The 18,307-nt window shown below is 77.3% G+C and carries 14 protein-coding genes and 1 pseudogene; 8 read left to right on the top strand and 7 right to left on the bottom strand.

Annotated features, from left to right (window positions below; genetic code table 11):
• Positions 1 to 10 precede the first annotated feature (10 nt).
• Positions 11 to 469, bottom strand: coding sequence for an AAA family ATPase (locus tag ACOQFB_RS03790; RefSeq protein ID WP_421608679.1), 459 nt, complete (start codon positions 467 to 469; stop codon positions 11 to 13).
• 109 nt (positions 470 to 578) lie between these two features.
• Here ACOQFB_RS03790 and ACOQFB_RS03785 point away from each other — a divergent pair, with 109 nt between their 5' ends.
• Entirely contained in the window at positions 579 to 1,040 is a 462-nt protein-coding gene (locus tag ACOQFB_RS03785) for a nuclear transport factor 2 family protein (protein ID WP_059439496.1), read from the top strand.
• A 153-nt stretch (positions 1,041 to 1,193) separates the two neighbouring features.
• Here the strand turns inward: ACOQFB_RS03785 and ACOQFB_RS03780 are convergent, their stop codons facing one another.
• Complete coding sequence (locus tag ACOQFB_RS03780; RefSeq protein WP_421608678.1) at positions 1,194 to 2,162, bottom strand: homoserine kinase; 969 nt, start codon at positions 2,160 to 2,162, stop codon at positions 1,194 to 1,196.
• 55 nt (positions 2,163 to 2,217) lie between these two features.
• Complete coding sequence (locus ACOQFB_RS03775) at positions 2,218 to 2,745, bottom strand: hypothetical protein (RefSeq protein WP_421608677.1); 528 nt, start codon at positions 2,743 to 2,745, stop codon at positions 2,218 to 2,220.
• Positions 2,746 to 2,872: 127 nt separating this feature from the next.
• Between ACOQFB_RS03775 and ACOQFB_RS03770 the strand changes: the two genes are divergently transcribed.
• On the top strand, positions 2,873 to 3,697 hold the full coding sequence (locus tag ACOQFB_RS03770; protein WP_421608676.1) for a tetratricopeptide repeat protein: 825 nt from the start codon (positions 2,873 to 2,875) through the stop codon (positions 3,695 to 3,697).
• A gap of 93 nt (positions 3,698 to 3,790) precedes the next feature.
• Positions 3,791 to 5,451: pseudogene (locus tag ACOQFB_RS03765) on the top strand (sigma 54-interacting transcriptional regulator).
• Between the two features lie 9 nt (positions 5,452 to 5,460).
• Here ACOQFB_RS03765 and ACOQFB_RS03760 read toward each other — a convergent pair.
• From ACOQFB_RS03760 to ACOQFB_RS03750, 3 genes are all read right to left on the bottom strand, one after another.
• A complete protein-coding gene (locus ACOQFB_RS03760; protein ID WP_059439219.1) occupies positions 5,461 to 6,009 on the bottom strand; it encodes a GspE/PulE/PilB domain-containing protein in 549 nt (182 codons plus the stop codon).
• Positions 6,010 to 6,094: 85 nt separating this feature from the next.
• Positions 6,095 to 6,937 carry a tetratricopeptide repeat protein gene (locus ACOQFB_RS03755; protein ID WP_059439218.1) on the bottom strand — a complete coding sequence of 281 codons (843 nt, stop codon included), beginning with the start codon at positions 6,935 to 6,937 and terminating at the stop codon, positions 6,095 to 6,097.
• A complete protein-coding gene (locus ACOQFB_RS03750) occupies positions 6,934 to 7,632 on the bottom strand; it encodes an OmpA family protein (RefSeq protein WP_421608674.1) in 699 nt (232 codons plus the stop codon). The genes ACOQFB_RS03755 and ACOQFB_RS03750 overlap by 4 nt, the downstream gene beginning before the upstream one ends.
• A 152-nt stretch (positions 7,633 to 7,784) precedes the next feature.
• Between ACOQFB_RS03750 and ACOQFB_RS03745 the strand changes: the two genes are divergently transcribed.
• From ACOQFB_RS03745 to ACOQFB_RS03725, 5 genes are all read left to right on the top strand, one after another.
• Positions 7,785 to 9,146: a sigma-54-dependent transcriptional regulator gene (locus ACOQFB_RS03745; protein ID WP_421608673.1), complete on the top strand. Its 1,362-nt coding sequence runs from the start codon at positions 7,785 to 7,787 to the stop codon at positions 9,144 to 9,146.
• Positions 9,147 to 9,354: 208 nt separating this feature from the next.
• On the top strand, positions 9,355 to 12,120 hold the full coding sequence (locus ACOQFB_RS03740; RefSeq protein ID WP_421608672.1) for a penicillin-binding protein 1A: 2,766 nt from the start codon (positions 9,355 to 9,357) through the stop codon (positions 12,118 to 12,120).
• 20 nt (positions 12,121 to 12,140) lie between these two features.
• A complete protein-coding gene (locus ACOQFB_RS03735; RefSeq protein WP_421608671.1) occupies positions 12,141 to 13,520 on the top strand; it encodes a VCBS repeat-containing protein in 1,380 nt (459 codons plus the stop codon).
• A complete protein-coding gene (locus ACOQFB_RS03730) occupies positions 13,517 to 14,977 on the top strand; it encodes an ABC transporter substrate-binding protein (protein ID WP_421608670.1) in 1,461 nt (486 codons plus the stop codon). The genes ACOQFB_RS03735 and ACOQFB_RS03730 overlap by 4 nt, the downstream gene beginning before the upstream one ends.
• The gene (locus tag ACOQFB_RS03725) at positions 14,974 to 16,728 is read left to right on the top strand and encodes a sensor histidine kinase (protein ID WP_421608669.1); all 1,755 of its coding nucleotides are present in this window, start codon (positions 14,974 to 14,976) and stop codon (positions 16,726 to 16,728) included. The genes ACOQFB_RS03730 and ACOQFB_RS03725 overlap by 4 nt, the downstream gene beginning before the upstream one ends.
• A gap of 228 nt (positions 16,729 to 16,956) precedes the next feature.
• On the opposite strand, the gene ACOQFB_RS03720 is transcribed toward ACOQFB_RS03725, so the two are convergent.
• Positions 16,957 to 18,012 carry an MXAN_5187 family protein gene (locus tag ACOQFB_RS03720; protein WP_494492573.1) on the bottom strand — a complete coding sequence of 352 codons (1,056 nt, stop codon included), beginning with the start codon at positions 18,010 to 18,012 and terminating at the stop codon, positions 16,957 to 16,959.
• Between the last annotated feature and the right edge of the window lie 295 nt (positions 18,013 to 18,307).

Below are 18,307 nucleotides of genomic sequence, written 5' to 3'. Positions count from 1 at the left end.
CGCGCGGGTGTCAGACGCCGTTGCGGAGCCGGTCGATGGCGGCCTTCGGGTTCTTCACGCCCTTCTTCAGCAGCCACCAGCCGACCTTCATGCCGCCCACCGCGAGCACGCCCAGGTACCCGTGCTCCAGCAGCCGCGCGGTGGACGCGTCCACCTTCACGCGGACCTTCACGGCGGGGTCGCGCTCGATGACGAGCCTGAAGAACTCCACCCCGAACTCGCCCACGTCGTCGGAGCGGAGCCCGGTGATGCGCTCCACCGCCCCGGCCGGCAGGGTGAGCGTGAAGTCCGGGTCCGGCGCCGCGCCGGCCTCCACCGCGGGCGCGCCGCTCGCCATGGTGAAGCGCGCCGGGCCGTCGTCGAGCGCCAGGTTCACGCGCGCGCCGCGCGCCAGCGGCCGGGTGGCCTTGCGGGCGGCGGGGGCGGTCTCGAAGAAGGCGCGGAGCGAGGCGAGGCTGGGATCGGCCATCGCCGGAAATGTATGCGGCGGGAAAGCGCGGCGGCAACCGCCCGCCGCGGCGCCCCGGAAAGGCCCGAGAAGATTGACGCGGCACCTCGGGCGGGACAAAGTCGCGCGCATGACGAAGCGCCTCGCCCTCCTGCTCGCCCTGGCCACGGCCTGCGCTGCGCGCCAGCTCCCCGGCACCAACATCGAGGACACCCGGGACAACCGCGGGGTCTTCGAGGCCATCCAGCAGTACGTCCAGGCCATGGGCCGCCGCGACGCGGCCGCGGTGGTCGCGCTCGCCGCGCCGGACTACTTCGACGACGCCGCCACGCCCGCGCCGGAGGACGACGTGGATCGCGCCACGCTCGCGCGCACGCTGCCCGAGGACCTCGCGAAGGTGGACGCGCTGAAGCTGGAGATCCAGGTCCGCAAGATCGAGGTCCAGGGCGACCGCGCCGTCGCCGAGGTGTTCTACGACGGCTGGTACCGGGTGAAGACCCCGACCGGCGTGGTGCCGCGGCGCGACTCCGACGTGCACCGCATGCACCTGCGCAAGGTGGACGGCCGCTGGCTGTTCACCGCCGGCATGTAGATCGGGAGCGATCCGGTTCGAGCCGTCCGCGCGCCCCTCGACAGGCTCGGGGCGAGCGGAGACCGGGTTCGCTCGCGGTGAGCCCGTCGAACCGCGAGCGGAGACCGAGTTCGCTCGCGGTGAGCCCCTCGAACCGCGAGCGGGGCGCGGCCGTCACACGCCGAGCAGCGCCCGGAACCCGCCCTCGCCCATGTCGCGCAGCGCGGCGAGCCGGTCGCGGTAGCGCCGCCAGTCCTTCCAGGCCAGCCGGTCGGCGCCGAGCTCGGCGCGGTGGAACGCGTGGATGCGCGAGGCGGTGAAGCGCAGCGCGGCGTAGCGCGCCCACGGGTAGAGCGCGTCCGCGGTCTCCGGCTCGAGCCGGCGCTTCGACCGGTAGCCGGCGAGCAGCGCGGCCGCGCGCGCCGGGTCGTAGCGGTCCACGTAGCACCAGGCGTTCACCGCGACCCCGAGGTCGTAGGCGAACGGGTCCACGCAGCTCATCTCCCAGTCGAGCACCGCGCCGACGCGGTCGCCGATCCACAGCACGTTGTCGATGAACAGGTCGCCGTGGACCAGCCCGCGCGGCGCGCCGGGGAGCCGGTCCGCGCGCGCCAGCTCGTCGTCCAGCATCGGCAGCGCCGCCCGCACGTCGGCGTCGCCCCCGCCGTCCGGCCGCAGCTCGGAGATCCACCCGCGCACGCGCTCCGGCGCGTACGGGTTGCGGCGCTCCGGCACGAACCCGGACGCGAGCTCGTGCAGCCGCCCGAGCTGCTCGCCCACCCGGCGGCAGCGCTCGGGGCCGGCGGCGTCGCGCGAGATCTCCTCGCCGGCCGCGTAGGCGAACAGCATCGCCTGCTTGCCCTCCACCGGCACCCAGGGCCGGCCGTCCACCGCGAGGCGCAGGCGCGCCACCGGGAACCGGGCCTCGTGGAGGTAGCGCTGGACCTCGGCCTCGAACCGCACGTCGGCGTCGGTCTTGCCCTCGTTGAGCCGCAGGAACCAGCGCTCGCCGCCGGTCCACAGGTGGTAGTTCGTGTTGACGCTGCCCTTCGGCTCCGGCTGGACGCGGTCCGGCGCGGGGAGCCCGAAGCTCCGGACCGCGGCGGCGATCTGCTCGCTGGAGAGGACGGTGTAGAGGGCCATCGGTCGGGGCCGGCGCGAGCCGGGAGGCGGAGCATGCCCTCCAGGGTCGTCCCCGTCAACGGTCCGGGGCCGGCGCGAGCTCCGCCGGCGGCGGCCCCGCCAGCGCCTCGGCGAGCGTGATGGGCCGCCAGGCCGCCTCGACCACGCGCCAGCCGTCCCCCTCGCGCTCGAGCCGCAGCGCGAAGCGGTGCGCGCTGCCCTCGCCGGGGAGGAGCTCGGCGAGCGCCTTCCCGCGGCCGGCGGCGCGCGCCAGCACCGCGTCCACCTGCGCCGCGGCGCGCTCCCCGTCCACCGCCACGGTCGCGCCGGCCACCGTGGCCGAGACCCAGGCGCCGCGCAGCACCTCGAGCGCGACGAGCTGCTTCGCGCCATGCCGATCGAGGCCGTGGCCGCGGAACCGCTCGGAGAGCGGCGCCACCACCCCGTTCACGTCGCGCGAAGCCACCGCCGCCGCGGCGCCGTCCACCAGCCGGCGGATGCGCGCCTCGTCGTCCTCCTCGCCTCGGCCCCACCACCAGGCGGCGCCCGCGGCCGCGATCGCCAGCGCGATCGCCGCCGCCCACCACGCGGTCCCTCGCCTCACCCTCGCCTCCCGGGCGCCCGCCCGTCCGCCCTCTCCGTCCCTGGCCCCGGGGCCGGCGCCGGTTAGATTCGCCCCTGCCGACCTCCGCGCCCCTGTTCCGGGCGAAACGAAAGTACACTCCGCCGCCGTGAGCCGCGACAAGAAGGACCCCATCGCCCAGTCCGACGCGCACAACTCGCGCGGGATCGAGCTCGCCGACCGCGGCTGGCTCGACGAGGCCATCAACGAGTTCCACAAGGCCATCGAGCTCGACCCGAGCTCCGCCCACGCGCACGACAACCTCGCGACCGTGTACTCGGAGAAGAAGCTCTACCGCGAGGCGCTGAACGAGTACCTCACCGCGCTGCGGCTGGAGCCGGACAGCGCCACCGCGCACTACAACCTGGCCTGCTTCCTCGCCACGCACGGGCCGGACATGGCGGTCGCGGAGTACCGCGACGCGATCCAGCTCGAGCCCGACCACCCCGACGCGCACCTGAACCTCGGGCTGACGCTGGCCGACCAGGGCAAGACGGAGGAGGCCGTGAAGGAGCTCGGCGTCGCCATCGAGCTCGAGCCGTCCGACCCGTTCCCGCGCCACGAGCTGGCCGGCCTGCTCATGGACGAGGGCGACTACCGGGCCGCCATCGCCCACCTCCGGGAGGTGGTGCGGCTCGAGCCGTCCAACTTCGAGGCCGAGCTGGACCTGGGTATCTGCTACGCGCAGAAGGGCTTCTACGCCGAGGCCGAGCGCGCCTACGCGCGGGCCGCGGCGCTGAAGCCGGACGACCTGCTCCTCAACTACGACGTGGCGGCGCTGTACGCGCTGTGGGGCAAGCCGGCCGCGGCGCTCGAGGCGCTGCGCAAGGCGCTGGCGCAGGACGCCGACAAGGTGCGGGACTGGCTCCGCACCGACCCGATGTTCGACGGCCTGAAGGGCAACGCCGAGTTCGAGGAGCTGGCCAGGGGCTAGCGCCCCGGGTCAACCACGCACTCCCCGTCTTGCCGCACTCACAGCGGAGGCCGGACCTTCACCCGCGGCGCGGGGTTGGCTAGCCTCGGGCGCATGCCCGAGCTTGCCTTCTTCCGCCACGGCGAGGAGCTGCTGCGCGTCACGCTGACCGATCGCACCGCGCTCGGCAGCGGCCCGGAGTGCGACGTGTCCCTGCCCGATCCCGGGCTCGCCCGCGTGCAGGCGGTGGTCGAGCGGCGCGCCGACGGGTGGTGGCTGGTGGACCGCTCCGGCGCGGGCACCGTCATGGGCGGGACGCCGGCGCGGGAGGCGCGGCTCGCGGACGGCGCCGACCTCGCGCTCGGCGCGTGGCGGGCGCTCTTCCGCGCCGTCGAGGGCGTCGCGCCGGGCGCGGGCGAGACGCGGCTGCGCGCGCCCGGGGACGCGGCCGCCGCGGCGCCGCCGCCCGCGCGGCTCCGGCTCCGCGCCGGCGGCCGCGAGCGCACCGTCCCCGTCACCGCCGCGGGCGTGGTGGTGGGCAAGGACCCGACCTGCGACGCGCCGCTCGACGACCCGTTCGTCTCGGCCCGCCACCTGCGCGTCGAGGCGCGCGGCGGCGGCGGTGGGCGCTCGTGGACCTCGGCTCGACGAACGGCACGTTCATCAGCGGCGCGCGCGTGACGCGGGCCGAGCTGCCGTTCGGCCTCGCGGTGCAGCTCGGGGACGCGGAGATCGTGCTCGAGCCGCGCGAGGCGCCCGAGCCCGCCCGCGCCGAGGCGTTCGAGGGGATGATCTCGCGCGACGGCGCCATGCGGCAGGCGTTCGAGCTGGTGGAGCGGGTCGGCCCCTCGGAGGCGGCGGTGACCATCCTCGGCGAGACCGGCACCGGCAAGGAGCTGTTCGCCCGCGCGCTGCACGCCCGCTCCGCGCGGCGGGACGGGCCGTTCATCCCGGTGAACTGCTCGGCCATCGCCGAGACGCTCATCGAGTCCGAGCTGTTCGGCCACGAGAAGGGCGCGTTCTCCGGCGCGGAGCGCATGCGCAAGGGCGCCTTCGAGGAGGCCGACCGCGGCACGCTCTTCCTGGACGAGATCGGCGAGCTCCCGCTCGACCTGCAGCCGAAGCTGCTCCGGGTGCTCGAGCTGGGCGAGGTGAAGCGGGTGGGCGCGTCGCGGCCGATCCAGGTGAGCGTCCGCATCGTGGCCGCCACGCACCGAGACCTGCGCGCGCAGGTGCGCGCCGGACGGTTCCGCGAGGACCTGTTCTACCGGCTCTGCGTGGTGCCCATCACCGTCCCGCCGCTGCGGCGGCGCGCCGGGGACGTGCGGGAGCTGGCGGAGGCGTTCCTGGCGCGCGCGGCGCCGCGCGGCGTGGCGCTGCGCTGGAGCGAGGAGGCGCTCGCGAAGCTGGAGGCGTACGACTGGCCCGGGAACGTCCGGCAGCTCCGGAACGTGGTGCAGCGCGCGCTCCTGTTCCGCGGCGAGGGGCTGGCCATCGGGCCCGCGGCGGTGACGTTCGAGGACACCCGCGCCGCGCCCGCCGACGGCGGCGACGACGACACGCTCTACGTGCGCGGCCTCACCCTGGAGGAGATCGAGCGGGAGGCGATCCGCCTGTCCCTGCGCCGGAACCGCGGCAAGCGCGCGGCGGTGGTGAAGGAGCTGCGCATCGCCAAGAGCACCGTCATGAAGCGGATCGGCCAGTGGGGCCTGCACGACGAGGGGCGGCCGCCCGGCGAGGCGCCCGAGCCCGACGACGAGGCCGAGGTGGCCTGACGCCGTGGATCAGTTGTAGCTCGACGGATCCGCGCGGCGCAGCAGCGTCAGCGGGCTCGTGTCCTCGGGCAGGTCCAGCGCGTCCGGGCGGTAGGCGAAGCCGCCGGGCCGGAGGGTCGCGCCGTCGAGCAGCCGCGCGATGGCCTGCTCGAGGTCGTCCTCGGCGGCCAGCACCGGCTTGACCCGCAGGCCGGTGGCGAACGTGATCTCGTCGAGGACGCCGAGGTCGGCCGGGTCCGGCAGCGCCACCACCACCGCCGCGCCGCGCGGCTCGTTCACGCGCGACAGCGGCAGCACCTTGCGGGTGCGGATGAGCTTCTCGGGCAGCAGGCGGAGCACCGCCGGCGGCACGTGCCGATCGCCGATCTCCATGAACGGCACCCCGAGCTGCGCACCCACCGCGCCGAGCACGACCGGCTCGCCCAGGAAGCCCAGGCTGACGATGCTGCGGCCGAGGCGCCCGCCCCAGCGGCGCTGGTGCGCGAGCGCGCTCTCGAGCTGGACCGCGTCGATGGCGCCCTGCGCCACGAGCAGCTCGCCGATCCGCATCCTCGCCATCGCACACCCTCCACGGACGGTGGAACACCGCCTCGAACGGGACGGAGTGTACCACCTACCTCGGAGGGAGGTGAGAGGAACGAACCTACTTCCGGCGCGGCTTCTTCGGGGCGAGCTCGGCCTGGAGCTTCTTCGCCTGCGCGGCGGCGTCCGACCTGGGGAACTTCGCCACGAGCTCCTTCAGCACGCCCGGGGCGTCCTTCTTCAGCTCGTCCACCTCGAGCATGGCCCGGGCGATGCCCAGCATCGCGTCGGGCGCGCGCTCGGAGCGCGGGGCCTTCTCGTAGATCCAGCCGTACGCGACCAGCGCCTCGCGCCAGCGCTTCTGCTCCATGCAGATCTCGCCGGAGCGGAAGGCGGCCTCGGGGGCCATGGCGTCGGCCGGCCAGCGGCGCAGGTACTCGTCGTACAGCGTCTTCGCGACGCTTTTGTCGCCGGTCGCCTCCTCCTTCTGCGCGAGCGCGAGGAAGGAGACCTTGTCGTCCGGCCGGTCGAGCGTGCCGATGCGCTCCTTGGCCTCGAGCTCGTCGAGCGCGCCGCGGCCGCGGAGGGCCGCGAAGCGCTTGTCGGTGCGGTCGGAGAGGGCGGCGACGGACTTCTCGACCTGCCCGAGGCGGTGCGCCTCGACCTCGAGGTCGCCCTTCACGCGCGTGAAGTCGTCCTGCAGGCGCTGGAGGGAGACCCCGAGATCGGCGCCGCTCCGCCGGGCGGCGCGGTTCAGCTCGTCGATCTTCTGCTGCACCTCGGCGATCTTGCGATCGACCGCGGCGACGCGATCGGCGACGACCCGCTGCTGCTCGGCGGAGTCCGCCTCGAGCTTGTCCAGGCGCGCCTCCATCTGACGCCCGCGCTCCAGCGGGACCCAGCATGCGGTCAGCAGGAGCGCGAGCGCCGGCGCGGCGGCCCGGATGGAGGTGCGGAGGATCACCGCTCGATCTGGAAGTCGTCGCGGCGGTTCTTGGCCCAGCAGGCCTCGGTCGCCTCGGTGCAGACCGGCTTCTCCTCGCCGTAGCTCACCGTGTCCACGGTGGAGCTGACGCCGAGATCGGTCAGGTACTTCTTGGCGGCCTCGGCGCGGCGGTTGCCGAGCGCGACGTTGTACTGCGCGGTGCCGCGCTCGTCGCAGTTGCCCTGCACGAGCACGCGCTTCGCCGGGGCCTGCTTCAGGCAGTCGGCCAGCTTCTGCAGGTTCTGCTGCGACTCGGCCGTCAGGTTCGAGCGGTCGAACGCGAAGTGGACGCTGAACGCGGTGACGTCGGCGCACTCGGGCGGGACGGACGCCTCGGGGGCGGCGGCGGCGCAGCGGCCGGCCTGGCACTTCTCACCGGCGCCGCAGTCGCGATCGGACGCGCAGGAGCCGGGCTCGCGGGCCACGCAGCGCTCGCCCTGGCACATCTGGCCGGCGGGGCAGTCGGTGTCGGCCGCGCACTGGGGCTTCGGAACGCACGCGTTGGCGCGGCACACGAAGCCCTCCTTGCAGTCGGAGTCCTGGCCGCACTCCTGGCAGCGGCCCTCGACGCAGACCTTGCCGTACCCTTCCTGCTCGGCGCAGTCCTGGCTGGTCTTGCACTCACCGTTCTTGGGCTTCGACGGACAGCCGCCGAGGACGAGGGCGCCTGACACGGTCAGGGCGAGAAGGAGAACACGACGCATGACGACCTCCAGTCGAAAAATGACAAGTCTGGGAACTTGGGGACGTCCGCTTATTGGCTCCATTCGGATCGGCTGTCAAAGGATTTCCTTCTCGCAGAACCATCCGGGATTAACATCCCGGCATGCCGGCGACGGTCCTCGTCGTGGACGACGAACGCAACATCCAGCTCACGCTCTCGCGCGCGCTCTCCATGGAGGGCTACGCGGTGGAGACGGCCTCCGGGGGCCGCGAGGCGCTCGAGAAGCTCGCCGCACTGCCGGTGGATGTGGTGGTCATGGATGTGCGGATGCCCGACCTGGACGGGCTGGCAGTGCTCCAGAAGGCACGCGAGACCCGCCCGGAGCTGCCGGTCGTGATCATGTCCGGGCACGGCTCGATCGACACCGTGCGCAGCGCCTTCAAGCTCGGCGCGTTCGACTACCTCGAGAAGCCCATCACCGAGAAGGAGAAGCTGCTCGTCGCGGTGAAGAACGCGCTCGCGCTCGAGTCGCTGCGCGCCGAGAACGCGGCGCTGCGCCGCGCGGCGGGCCAGCTCGAGATGATCGGCGGCGGCCCCGCCATGCAGCGGCTGTTCGACCTGGTGCGCCGCACCGCGCCCTCCGAGGGCCGCGTGCTCATCACCGGCGAGAACGGCACCGGCAAGGAGCTGGTGGCGCGCGCCATCCACGAGCAGTCGCGGCGGCGCGACCGGCCGTTCGTGAAGCTGAACTGCGCAGCGGTGCCGGCGGAGCTGATCGAGAGCGAGCTGTTCGGCCACGAGCGCGGCGCGTTCACCGGCGCCGTGGCGGCCCGCCGCGGCCGCTTCGAGCAGGCCGACGGCGGGACGCTGTTCCTCGACGAGGTGGGCGACATGCCCGCCGCCATGCAGGCGAAGGTGCTGCGCGTGCTGCAGGAGGGCGAACTGGAGCGCGTCGGCGGCCAGCAGACGCTGCGCTGCGACGTGCGGGTGGTGGCCGCCACCAACAAGGACCTGCAGGCCGAGGTGGCCGCGGGCCGCTTCCGCGAGGACCTCTACTACCGGCTCAACGTCGTGCCCATCCACACGCCGGCGCTGCGCGAGCACAAGGAGGACGTGCCCGAGCTGGCGGCGCGCTTCCTGGGCGAGGCCTGCGAGCGGAACGGGCGGCGCGCCATGCGCCTCGGCCGCGAGGCGATCGCCGCGCTCCAGACGCACGACTGGCCCGGCAACGTGCGCGAGCTGCGCAACCTGGTGGAGCGGCTCGCCATCCTCTGCGACGGCCCGGAGATCGGCGCCGACGACGTGGTGGCGATGCTGCCCGGCGCCCGCCGCCCGCGCGGCGATCGCCTGCGCGCCGGCGCCGCGTTCCACGAGCTGGTCGAGGAGGCCGAGCGGGAGATCGTGCTCGCCGCCCTCGAGGCGCACCAGGACAACGTGTCCGACACCGCCCGCGCCCTGGGCCTCGAGCGGAGCCACCTCTACAAGAAGATGCGCGCGCTCGGCATCAAGCGCGGCGCCGAGTAGCCGCCCGCCCGCCCCCGCCCGGCCGTGTCGCCCCGGCCACGTGCCGGCGTGTCGGCCGGGACACGCCGGCACGGAATCCGCTGCGCCGCCGGGCGTTCCATGACGATGGGGCCCCTGGCACGCCGACTGCTCCCCCAGGGGCATGACCTTTCGCCGCCGCGGCGCTTTGCCGGACGCCACCCCGGGAGCTATCGTTCGAGCCCTCGCCGTGGACACCCCCTCCCACCCCGCCACACCGCCCCCGGCCGCCGTGGTCCGCGCCGCCGAGGGCGAGGAGCCGCCGCGCGTGCGCCGTCGCCTCTCCCGCAAGTCGAAGCGGCTCCTCCGCGCCGCCGCCCTGACCGTGCTCGCCGGCGGCCTGCTCGGCGGCGGCCTGCTCCTCGCCTGGACCCGGGAGCTGCCCGCGTTCGACGGCCTCAAGGACTACGCGCCGCTCGTCTCCACCCGCGTGTTCGGCGCCGACGGCGAGGAGGTGTTCCAGTTCGCCCGCGAGCGGCGCACCGTGGTCCCGATCGACGGCATCCCGGACGTGCTGCGCAAGGCGGTGCTCGCGGCGGAGGACGCGCGCTTCTACGAGCACGAGGGCGTGAACTACCTCGCCATCGCGCGCTGCGCGGCCAAGGGGCTGCTGGGCGGGGGCGTGAAGTGCGGCGGCTCGACCATCACGCAGCAGGTGGTGAAGACGTTCCTGCTCCCCACCGAGTGGCGGGTGAAGCGCAAGGTGAAGGAGCTCGTGCTCGCGCCGCGGCTCGAGCAGAACCTGACCAAGGACGAGATCCTCTACCTGTACCTGAACCAGATCTACTTCGGGCACCGGCGCTACGGCGTGGAGGAGGCGAGCCGCTTCTACTTCGGCAAGGGCGTGAAGGACCTCACGCTCGGCGAGGCGGCGGTGCTGGCCGGCGTGATCCAGTCGCCCATGCGCTGGTCGCCGGTGAACCACCCCGCCCGCGCCAAGGAGCGGCAGCGGTACGTGCTGCGCCGGATGATGGAGGAGGGCTTCATCACGCGGGCGCAGGCCGAGGCCGAGTCGGCGCGCGCCATCCGCACGCGCCCGCCGCCGGAGGATCCGCCCGGCGCCTGGTACGCGGACGCGGTCCGGAAGTACCTCGACGAGCGCTACGGCGCCGAGGTGGTCGAGACGCAGGGGCTCCAGGTGGACGTGGCCATGGACGCGCGCCTGCAGGCGGCCGCCGAGAGCGCGCTCGAGGGCGCGCTGCGCGCCGTGGACAAGCGCCAGGGCTGGCGCGGCCCGCTCCTCCACCTCGACCGGCCGCGCGTGGAGGCGGCGCTGCCGCTCTGGCGCAAGCGGCTCGAGGCGATCGAGCCGGGCCCGGGCGAGGTGTACGTCTGGGACCTCGGGCGCGTGAACCCCGACCAGATCGAGCCGGGCGAGGACGCGGAGCAGGAGCGCGACGTGGCGCGCATGGCGCGCGCGCGGCGCCTGGAGGACGGCGGCGTCTACGCCGGCCTGGTGCGCGAGGTGGACGACCGGGCCGCGGTGGTGGACCTGGGCAACGCGCGCGGCGAGGTGACGCTGGCGCAGGCCGCCTGGGCCCGCAAGTGGAACCCGACCTCCGCCACGGCCGCGCCGAAGAAGATGTCCACGGTGGTGCAACCGGGCGACGTGGTGAACGTGCGCGTGGTGCCGGGGAAGGTGCCGGCCGCGCGCACCGCGGCCGCCGGCAAGCCGCTGCCGCTCGCGCTGGAGCAGACGCCGCTCGTGCAGGGCGCGCTGGTGGCCATCGACCCGGCCACCCGCGGCGTGCGCGCGCTGGTGGGCGGGCTCGACTTCCAGGCGTCGCAGTTCAACCGCGCCACGCAGGCGCGGCGGCAGCCGGGCAGCGCCATGAAGCCGTTCGTGTGGGGCGCCGCCATCGAGTCGCGCCGCTTCACCCCGGCCACGGTGGTCTACGACACCCCCGACCTCTACCGCGACCCGTGGACCGGCAAGGAGTGGAAGCCGCGCAACTTCGAGAAGGACCAGTTCGACGGCCCCATGCTGCTGGCCGCCGCGCTGGCCCACTCCAAGAACACCGTCTCGGTGAAGCTGGTGGACGCGCTCGGGGTGGACGCGGTCATCGGCTTCTCGAAGCGGATGGGGATCGCGTCCGAGCTGCCGCGCAACCTCACGCTCGCGCTCGGGACCGGCGAGGTGCTGCCCATCGAGCTGGTGAACGCGTACGCGAGCCTCGCGGCGAATGGCTTCCAGACGCCGCCGCTGGTGGTGCTGCGCGTCCGCGACCGCGCCGGCAAGGTGCTGGAGGAGCAGCGGCCGGTCGCGCCGCCGGCGCCGTCCGCGGACGGCGCGGTGGTGGTGACCGCGTCCGCCGTCGAGCCGGCCGGCGCCCCCGCGGCGCCCGCCGCCGCGCCCACGCCCGCCGCCCCGGCGGGCGCCCCGGCCCCCGCCGACGCCGCCGCCGGCGCGCTCGCCGCCGCGGCCCCGGCCGTCGCCGGCGCGGGCGCCACCGCCGCGCCCACCCCGTTCCCGGTCCCGGCCTCGGGCACGCGGCCCGACGTCTCGTACGTCGTCACCTCGATGCTGCGGGGCGTGATCGAGGGCGGGACCGGCGCCGCCGCGCGCGTGCTGGCGCGGCCCGCCGCCGGCAAGACCGGCACCGCCCAGGATCACCGCGACGCCTGGTTCGTCGGCTACACCCCGGAGCTGGTCGCGGGCGTGTGGGTCGGCTTCGACGACCACTCGCCGCTCGGGCCGCGCGAGACCGGCGCGGTGGCGGCGCTCCCGGCGTGGATCGCGTTCATGCAGGGCGCGCTGGGCGGGCGGCCCGCGACCGACTTCGACCCGGTGCCCGGCGTCGAGCTGGCGCGGGTCGATCCGCAGAGCGGGATGCTCGCCCCGCCCGACCAGGCCGCCGCCCCCGCGCTGCCGTTCCTGTCCGGCACCGCGCCGGCGCAGGAGGCCTCGTCGCACCCGGGCTCGGCGCCGCAGAACTTCTTCATGGACGACCATTGACGCCGCGGGCGGCCATCCCCGTGATCCCGCCCGCGCTGCTCGCCGCCCTCGCGCTCGCCGCCCTCCCCGCCCGCGCCCAGGCGCCCGGCGCCGCGCCCCCGGCGCTCGCCGCCGCCGCCGAGGCGCTCGCGGACGCGCTCGGGCCGCCGCCGGACGGCCGCCGCGCGCTGACGCTCTCGGTGGAGACGCGCGCGCGGGCGCTGGCGGCGCCGCTGGAGGCCGCGCTGGAGGCGGCGCTCGCCCGGCGCGGCTACGCCGTGACCCCGGCGCGCGTCCCGGCCAGCGAGGCCGAGGCGGCGGCGCGGGCCTCCGGCCAGGACTGGCTCCTGCGCGTGCAGGCCGGGCTGGTGCCGGGGCGGCGCGAGCTGTCGCTGGTCGGCGAGGCGATCCCGGCCTGGGCGTCCTTCTTCCTGCAGCACCGCCCGGGCGCGCGCGCCATCCCGCCGCGGCTCGTGCAGGCCCGCGCGCCCGCCGACCCGGACACGCTGCTCCTCGCCCGCGAGGACCGGCCGGCCGGCGCGGGCTTCGCGAGCGTGCGCGCGATCGGGCAGGTGCCGGACGAGGTCCTGGCGCTCGCGGTGGGCGAGCCGGGCGAGGCCGGCGTCCGGGCCATCGTCGCCGTCACCGCGTCGGAGGCCTGGGTGATCTCCACCGGCGGTGCACCGGTGGCGCGGCGCGCGCTCGACCCTGGGGAGCGCACGCCGGTGCGCGCGCCGGCCGCCGCGCTGGCGGTGGGCGACTTCGGGCCCGGGCGGATCGCGGTGCGCCTGGCGGGCGCCGCGCGCGGCGAGGTGCTCGCGCTCCGCGCCGGCGCGCTCGAGCCCGCCGGCCCGCTCGACGGGACGCCGCTCTGCGCCGCCGAGGGCCTGCGCGTGTGGGGCGCGTTCGCGCCCGGGCGCGGCGAGCTGCTCGACCGGCTGGCCGCGGATCCCGCCGGCGCGACCCCGGCGGCGGTCCCCGCCCCCCCGGACGCCGGCGCGCCGCGACGCCTCTACCGCGTGGCCGCGGCGCCGCACGGCGGGCGCGTGGCCGTCGCGGCGCTGGGCGTGGACGGCCGGCTCGACCTGCTCGGCCCCGACCTCGCGCCCGCCGCCCCGCCGCTCCGCGGCGTGGGCGCCGGCCTCGCGCTCGCGGATCTCGACGGCGACGGCGCCGCCGAGCTGGTGGCGTCCGAGCCCGGCCCCGCGGCGCCGGATCGCGTCCGCGTGCTGCGCACCTCCGGCGGTCCGCCGCTGCTCGAGTCCGGCCCGATCCCCGGGCGCATCCTGGCGGGCGCCGGCGGGGACGTCACCGGCGACGGCGTGGACGACGCGGTCCTCGCCTCGGTGGGCGCCGGCCCGGACGGCCGGCCGCTCACGACGCTCCTGCTGGTGAGCGCGGACGCGCGGGAGGCCCGGTGATCCGGGGCGCCGCCGCGCCCTGCCTCGCGCTCGGGCTCGCGCTCGGCGCCGGCCTCGCCGGCCCGGCGACGGGCGCCGTCCCGCCCGCCTCGGGCGGCGAGCTCCGCGTGCTGCTCCCCGCGACGCCGCGCGTGGGCGATCCGGCGCAGGCCACCGCGCCCCAGGACCTCGCGCTGGTGCGCGCGCTGCAGGCCACGCTCGTGGAGCTCGACGCGGCCGGCGGCCTCGCGCCGGGCCTGCTCGCCGAGCTCCCCGCGCCCGAGCCGGGCGGGACCGCGTACCGGCTGCGCCTCCGCCCCGGGCTGCGCTTCGGCGACGGCACGCCGCTCCGCGCCGCCGACGTGGCGGCGAGCCTGGCGCGCCTGCTCGCGCGGACCGGCCCCGGGCGCGAGCCGGCCCCGCACGCCTGGGCGCTGCTGCCGGTGGCGGGCGCGGACGCGGTGCTGGACGGGCGCGCCGCCGCGCCGGCGGGGCTCGAGGTGCTCTCGGAGCTGGAGCTGCGCGTCGTGCTCGCGTTCCCGTTCCCGGAGCTCCCCTGGGCGCTCGCCGCGCTCCCCTCGGCGGTGGTGTCGCCGCGCGGCGCCGGCGCCGGCCCGTTCGTGCTCGACGGGCACGACGCGCGCGGCGTCCGGCTCGCGCCCAACCCGTACGCTGTGCGCGGCCTGCCGTTCGCCGACCGCCTGCTGCTCGGCGCCGCCGACGCGCGGGCCGCGGCGCGCGCGCTCGAGCGCGGCCAGGCGGAGCTGGCGCTCCGGCCGGAGGCGGTCTCGGACGGCGCCGTCCCCGCCGCGCCGCTCACCGTCACCGTGCTGGCGCTCCAGCGGTCGCGCCTGGGCGCGGGCGCCGAGGCGGTGCGGCGCGCGCTGGAGGCCGTGGACCGCGCCGAGCTGGCCCGCCGCTTCGTGCGCGGCCCCTCCGCGCCGCTCGAGACGCTGGTGCCCCCGGCCATCCTCCCCGGCCGGCCGCGCCCGCTCCCGGCGCCGCTCGCGACCACGCCGGCGCCGCGCCAGCTCACCCTGCTCGTCCCGGCCGGCGCGCCCGAGGCCCGGGCCGCCGCGGATCGCCTCCAGGTGAAGCTCCACGACGCCGGGATCCGCGTCTCGGTGGAGGTGGCGCCGCCGGAGCGCTTCGCGGCGCGCCTCGCCGCCGGCGACTGCGAGGTGGCGATCGTCTCGGTCCCGATCCTCGGGCTTCGCCCGGCGCTCGCCGCCGGCCAGGTGGCGCTGGCCACCCGCGGGCCGGCCGCCGCGCGCCGCGCCCTCGCCGCGCTCGCGGGGCTGGACGGCCCGGCCGCGCTGGCGCGCGTCGCCGAGCTGGAGCGATCGCTCGACCTCGTGCCGCTGTTCGCGTCCGGCCAGCGCGCCTCGCCGGCGCCGGCGCTCCAGGGGGCCGCGCCGCGCGCCGACGGCGGGATCGACCCCGGCGATCTCTGGCTGCTGGGGGGAGGCTCGCGATGACGCTCCGCACGAAGCTCGCGCTCGCGTTCGCGCTGTTCGCGGCGGTGCCGCTGGCCGCCACGCTGGTGCCGGTGTCGCGGGCGCTGGGGCGCGCCCTCACCACCGAGCACGCCGCCCGCCTCGACGGCGCCGCGACCGCCGTGCAGAAGGAGCTGGCGCGCCTCGGCGAGCACGCCGCCGGCGCGGTGGCCGACCTGGCCCGGGCGCCGGAGCTGGAGGCGCTCGCGCGCGACCGGGCCGCGGACGGGGCCGAGCTCGCCGAGGCGGCGGCGCGCGCCGGCGAGTGGATGGGGCCGCGCGGGCTCGACGTGCTCGCGGTGCTGGAGGCGGACGGGCGGGTGGTCTCGTCGGGCCACCTCCCCGGCCGCGCCGGCGATCCCGACCCGGAGCTGGCCGACCTCCCCGACGCGGCGCGCCCCGGGCGCGCGGTGCCCCGCGTCGTCTCGCGGGCCGGGCCGGAGGGCGTCGAGCCGGTGCTGGCGCTGGTGGCCTGGGCGCCGGGGCCGGGCGATCCCCCGCTGCGGGTCGCCGGCGGCGTGGCGCTCACCGAGGCCCGCGCGGCCCGCCTCGCCGCGCTGACCGGCGGCGCGGTGGTGATCCGCTCCTCCGACGGCGAGGTGGTGGCGGCCGCGTCGGCCGAGGCGCCCGGGCCGGCGCGCGGCTGGCGGCGGCTGCGCCTGCTATTCGGCGGGCTCTCCGCCGCGCCGCGCCGGACGCTCGCGCTCGGCCCGGCGGACGCCCCGGTGGCGCGGGTCGAGGTGTCGCTCGCGTCCGAGGGGCTGGCGCGCGCCGAGACCACGGTGCTGCTCGCGTTCCTGGGCGCGCTCGCCGCGGGCGTCGCGGCCGCGGCGGCGCTGGGCGCGGTGGTGGCGGCGCGCATCACGCGGCCGCTGGAGAGGCTGCGGGCCGCGGCGGCGCGGGTCGCGGGCGGGGACCTCGCCGCGCGGGTCGACGTCCACGCCGGCGGCGAGGTGGGCGAGCTGGTGCGCGCGTTCAACGCCATGACGCAGGACCTGGCGCAGGGGCGCGCCCGGCTCGCGCAGGCGGAGCGCATCGCGGCCTGGCGCGAGGTGGCCCGCCGCCTGGCGCACGAGATCAAGAACCCGCTCACCCCCATCGCCATGAGCGTGGAGACGCTGCGCGAGGCGCACGCGCAGGGGCGCGCGGACTTCCCGGAGATCTTCGACGAGGGCACGCAGGCCATCGGCGAGGAGGTCCGGCGGCTGAAGCGGATCGTGGACGAGTTCAGCCGCTTCGCGCGCCTGCCCGCGCCGGAGCGCGCCGAGGTGCCGGCCGAGGAGCTGGCGTCGGCGGTGCTGGCGCTGTTCCCGGCGGCGCCCCCGGGCGTCGAGGTCGAGCGGGCCGTCGCGCCGGATCTCCCGGCGGTGCTGGCCGACCGCGACCAGGTCATGCAGGTGCTGCTCAACCTGGTCCGGAACGCGCTCGACGCGATGCCGTCCGGCGGCCGCCTGCGGCTCGCGGCCTACCGCGACGGCGACGCGGTGGCGTTCGAGGTGTCCGACTCCGGCCCGGGGATCGCGCCCGGCGACCTGGAGCGCGTGTTCGAGCCCTACTTCACCACCAAGCCCGGCGGCACCGGGCTCGGGCTCGCCATCGCGCGCCGCATCGCCGAGGAGCACGGCGGCGCGCTCGAGGCGGCGTCCCCGCCAGGCGCGGGCGCGACGTTCACGCTGAGGCTGCCGGTGGCCGCGCCGGCGGCGCCCGCGCCGCAAGCCGCACGGGGCGCCTGATTGCGCGGCGGAGCCGCGCCCGCGGGGACCTCGCGCGCGCCCGCGAACGCGGGCGCGCGAGGTCACGGGACCCGCGCAGCGGGGGTGAGGCTCCATCGAGCTCCGCTCGATGGAGCGGGGGGCGCAGCCCCCCGCCCAGAAGCCGCGACGTTCACGCTGAGGCTGCCGGTGGCGGCGCCTGCGGCCGCCGCGCACGGCGCGTGAGCGCGGCGGGGGCGCAGCCGCCGCTCACCGCACCGGCGTGGCCTTCAGCGCGGTCTTCCCTTCCTTCACGTAGACCTGGAAGCGGACCGTGCGGCAGCCGTACTTCGCCACCAGCGTGGCGCGGTTCTGCTCGAGCTTCTGGCGGAAGCGCTCGAACGTGAGCCCCTCGACCGGCTCGCCGCACTCGCCGCGGACCCGGAGGAAGTCGCGGAAGACCTCGCGCCAGTGCTCCTCGTCGCTCGCCGGCTCCGGCGCCGCGGTGCGCGCGGCGGCCTGGAGCAGGTCGCCGGCCACGGCCTGGGGCGGCTCGGGCGCGAACGCCGGGGCCGGGCGGGCCGGCGGCGGGGCCGGGACGGGCGCCGCCTCGAACGCGCCGCCCTGCAGCGCGCTGGCGTCGAGCCGCTGCGTGGCGCCGGCGGACGGCGCGGCCACCGGGGCGGGCGGCGGGCGCGGCGGGAGCTGGAAGCTCTCCGGCTCGGGGGCGGGCGCCGGCGCGGCGAAGAACTCCTGCGTCAGCGACGGGGCCGGCCCGTGCGCCGCGGCGCCGGCCGCCTCGGTGGCCCGGTTCAGCGCGGCCGAGAGCGTGCCCATCTTGCCGGCCATGGCCGGCGCGCGGGCGGCGAAGTCGCCGCGGCCGATCCGGTCCGCGGCGGCGAGCAGGTCGGCCGGCACGTCCGGCGCGGGCTCGGCGCTGCGCACCAGCGCGCCGAAGAGCAGCCCGAGCACCAGCAGGACGGCGAGGAGCGCCACGCCGTTCCACTGCAGCCGCACCAGCGGCGCGAGCGCCGGCGCCGCCTGCGCCGACACCACCACCGCCGCGTCCTGGAGCCCCGCGACCGGCACCGCGAGCACCCGGTGCGCCGGGCGGCGCCGACCAGGAACCCTTGCGCGCCGAGGCCGACGCCGAGCACGTCCACCTTCACCGGCGCGAGCCGGCCCGCGTCGCGCTCGCGCCCGGCGCCGCCGCGGGCGGCGGCCGCGAGCTCGTCGGCGCCGGCCGGCGCCGAGGACGCGACCTTCGCGCCGGGCACGGCCAGGGTCAGGTCCACGCCGGTGCCCGCGGCGACGCCGCGCAGCCAGGCCGCGTCGAGCGGGACCACCACCGCGACGGCGCCGGCCCCGCCGGCCGGGACCGCGACGGCGAACGCGAGCCCGCCCTGCGCCCGGGTGTAGGCCCGCCGCGGCTTGCCGGCGAGCGCCTCGCGGAGCGCGGCCACCACGTCGGCGTCCGCCGCCGGCTCGGCCGCGCGGCGATCCAGCTCGGCCGCGTCCACCGCGACCGCGCGCGCCCCTGCCAGCGCCGTCCCCAGCTCGGACTGCGCCGCGGCGAGCGCGGCCGCGGCCGCGGCGTCGAGCGCCGCCGCGCGCGCGGCCG

This window comes from Anaeromyxobacter sp. Red801, assembly GCF_049201065.2.
GTDB lineage: Bacteria > Myxococcota > Myxococcia > Myxococcales > Anaeromyxobacteraceae > Anaeromyxobacter.
This window is presented reverse-complemented; position numbering and strand designations above follow the sequence as displayed.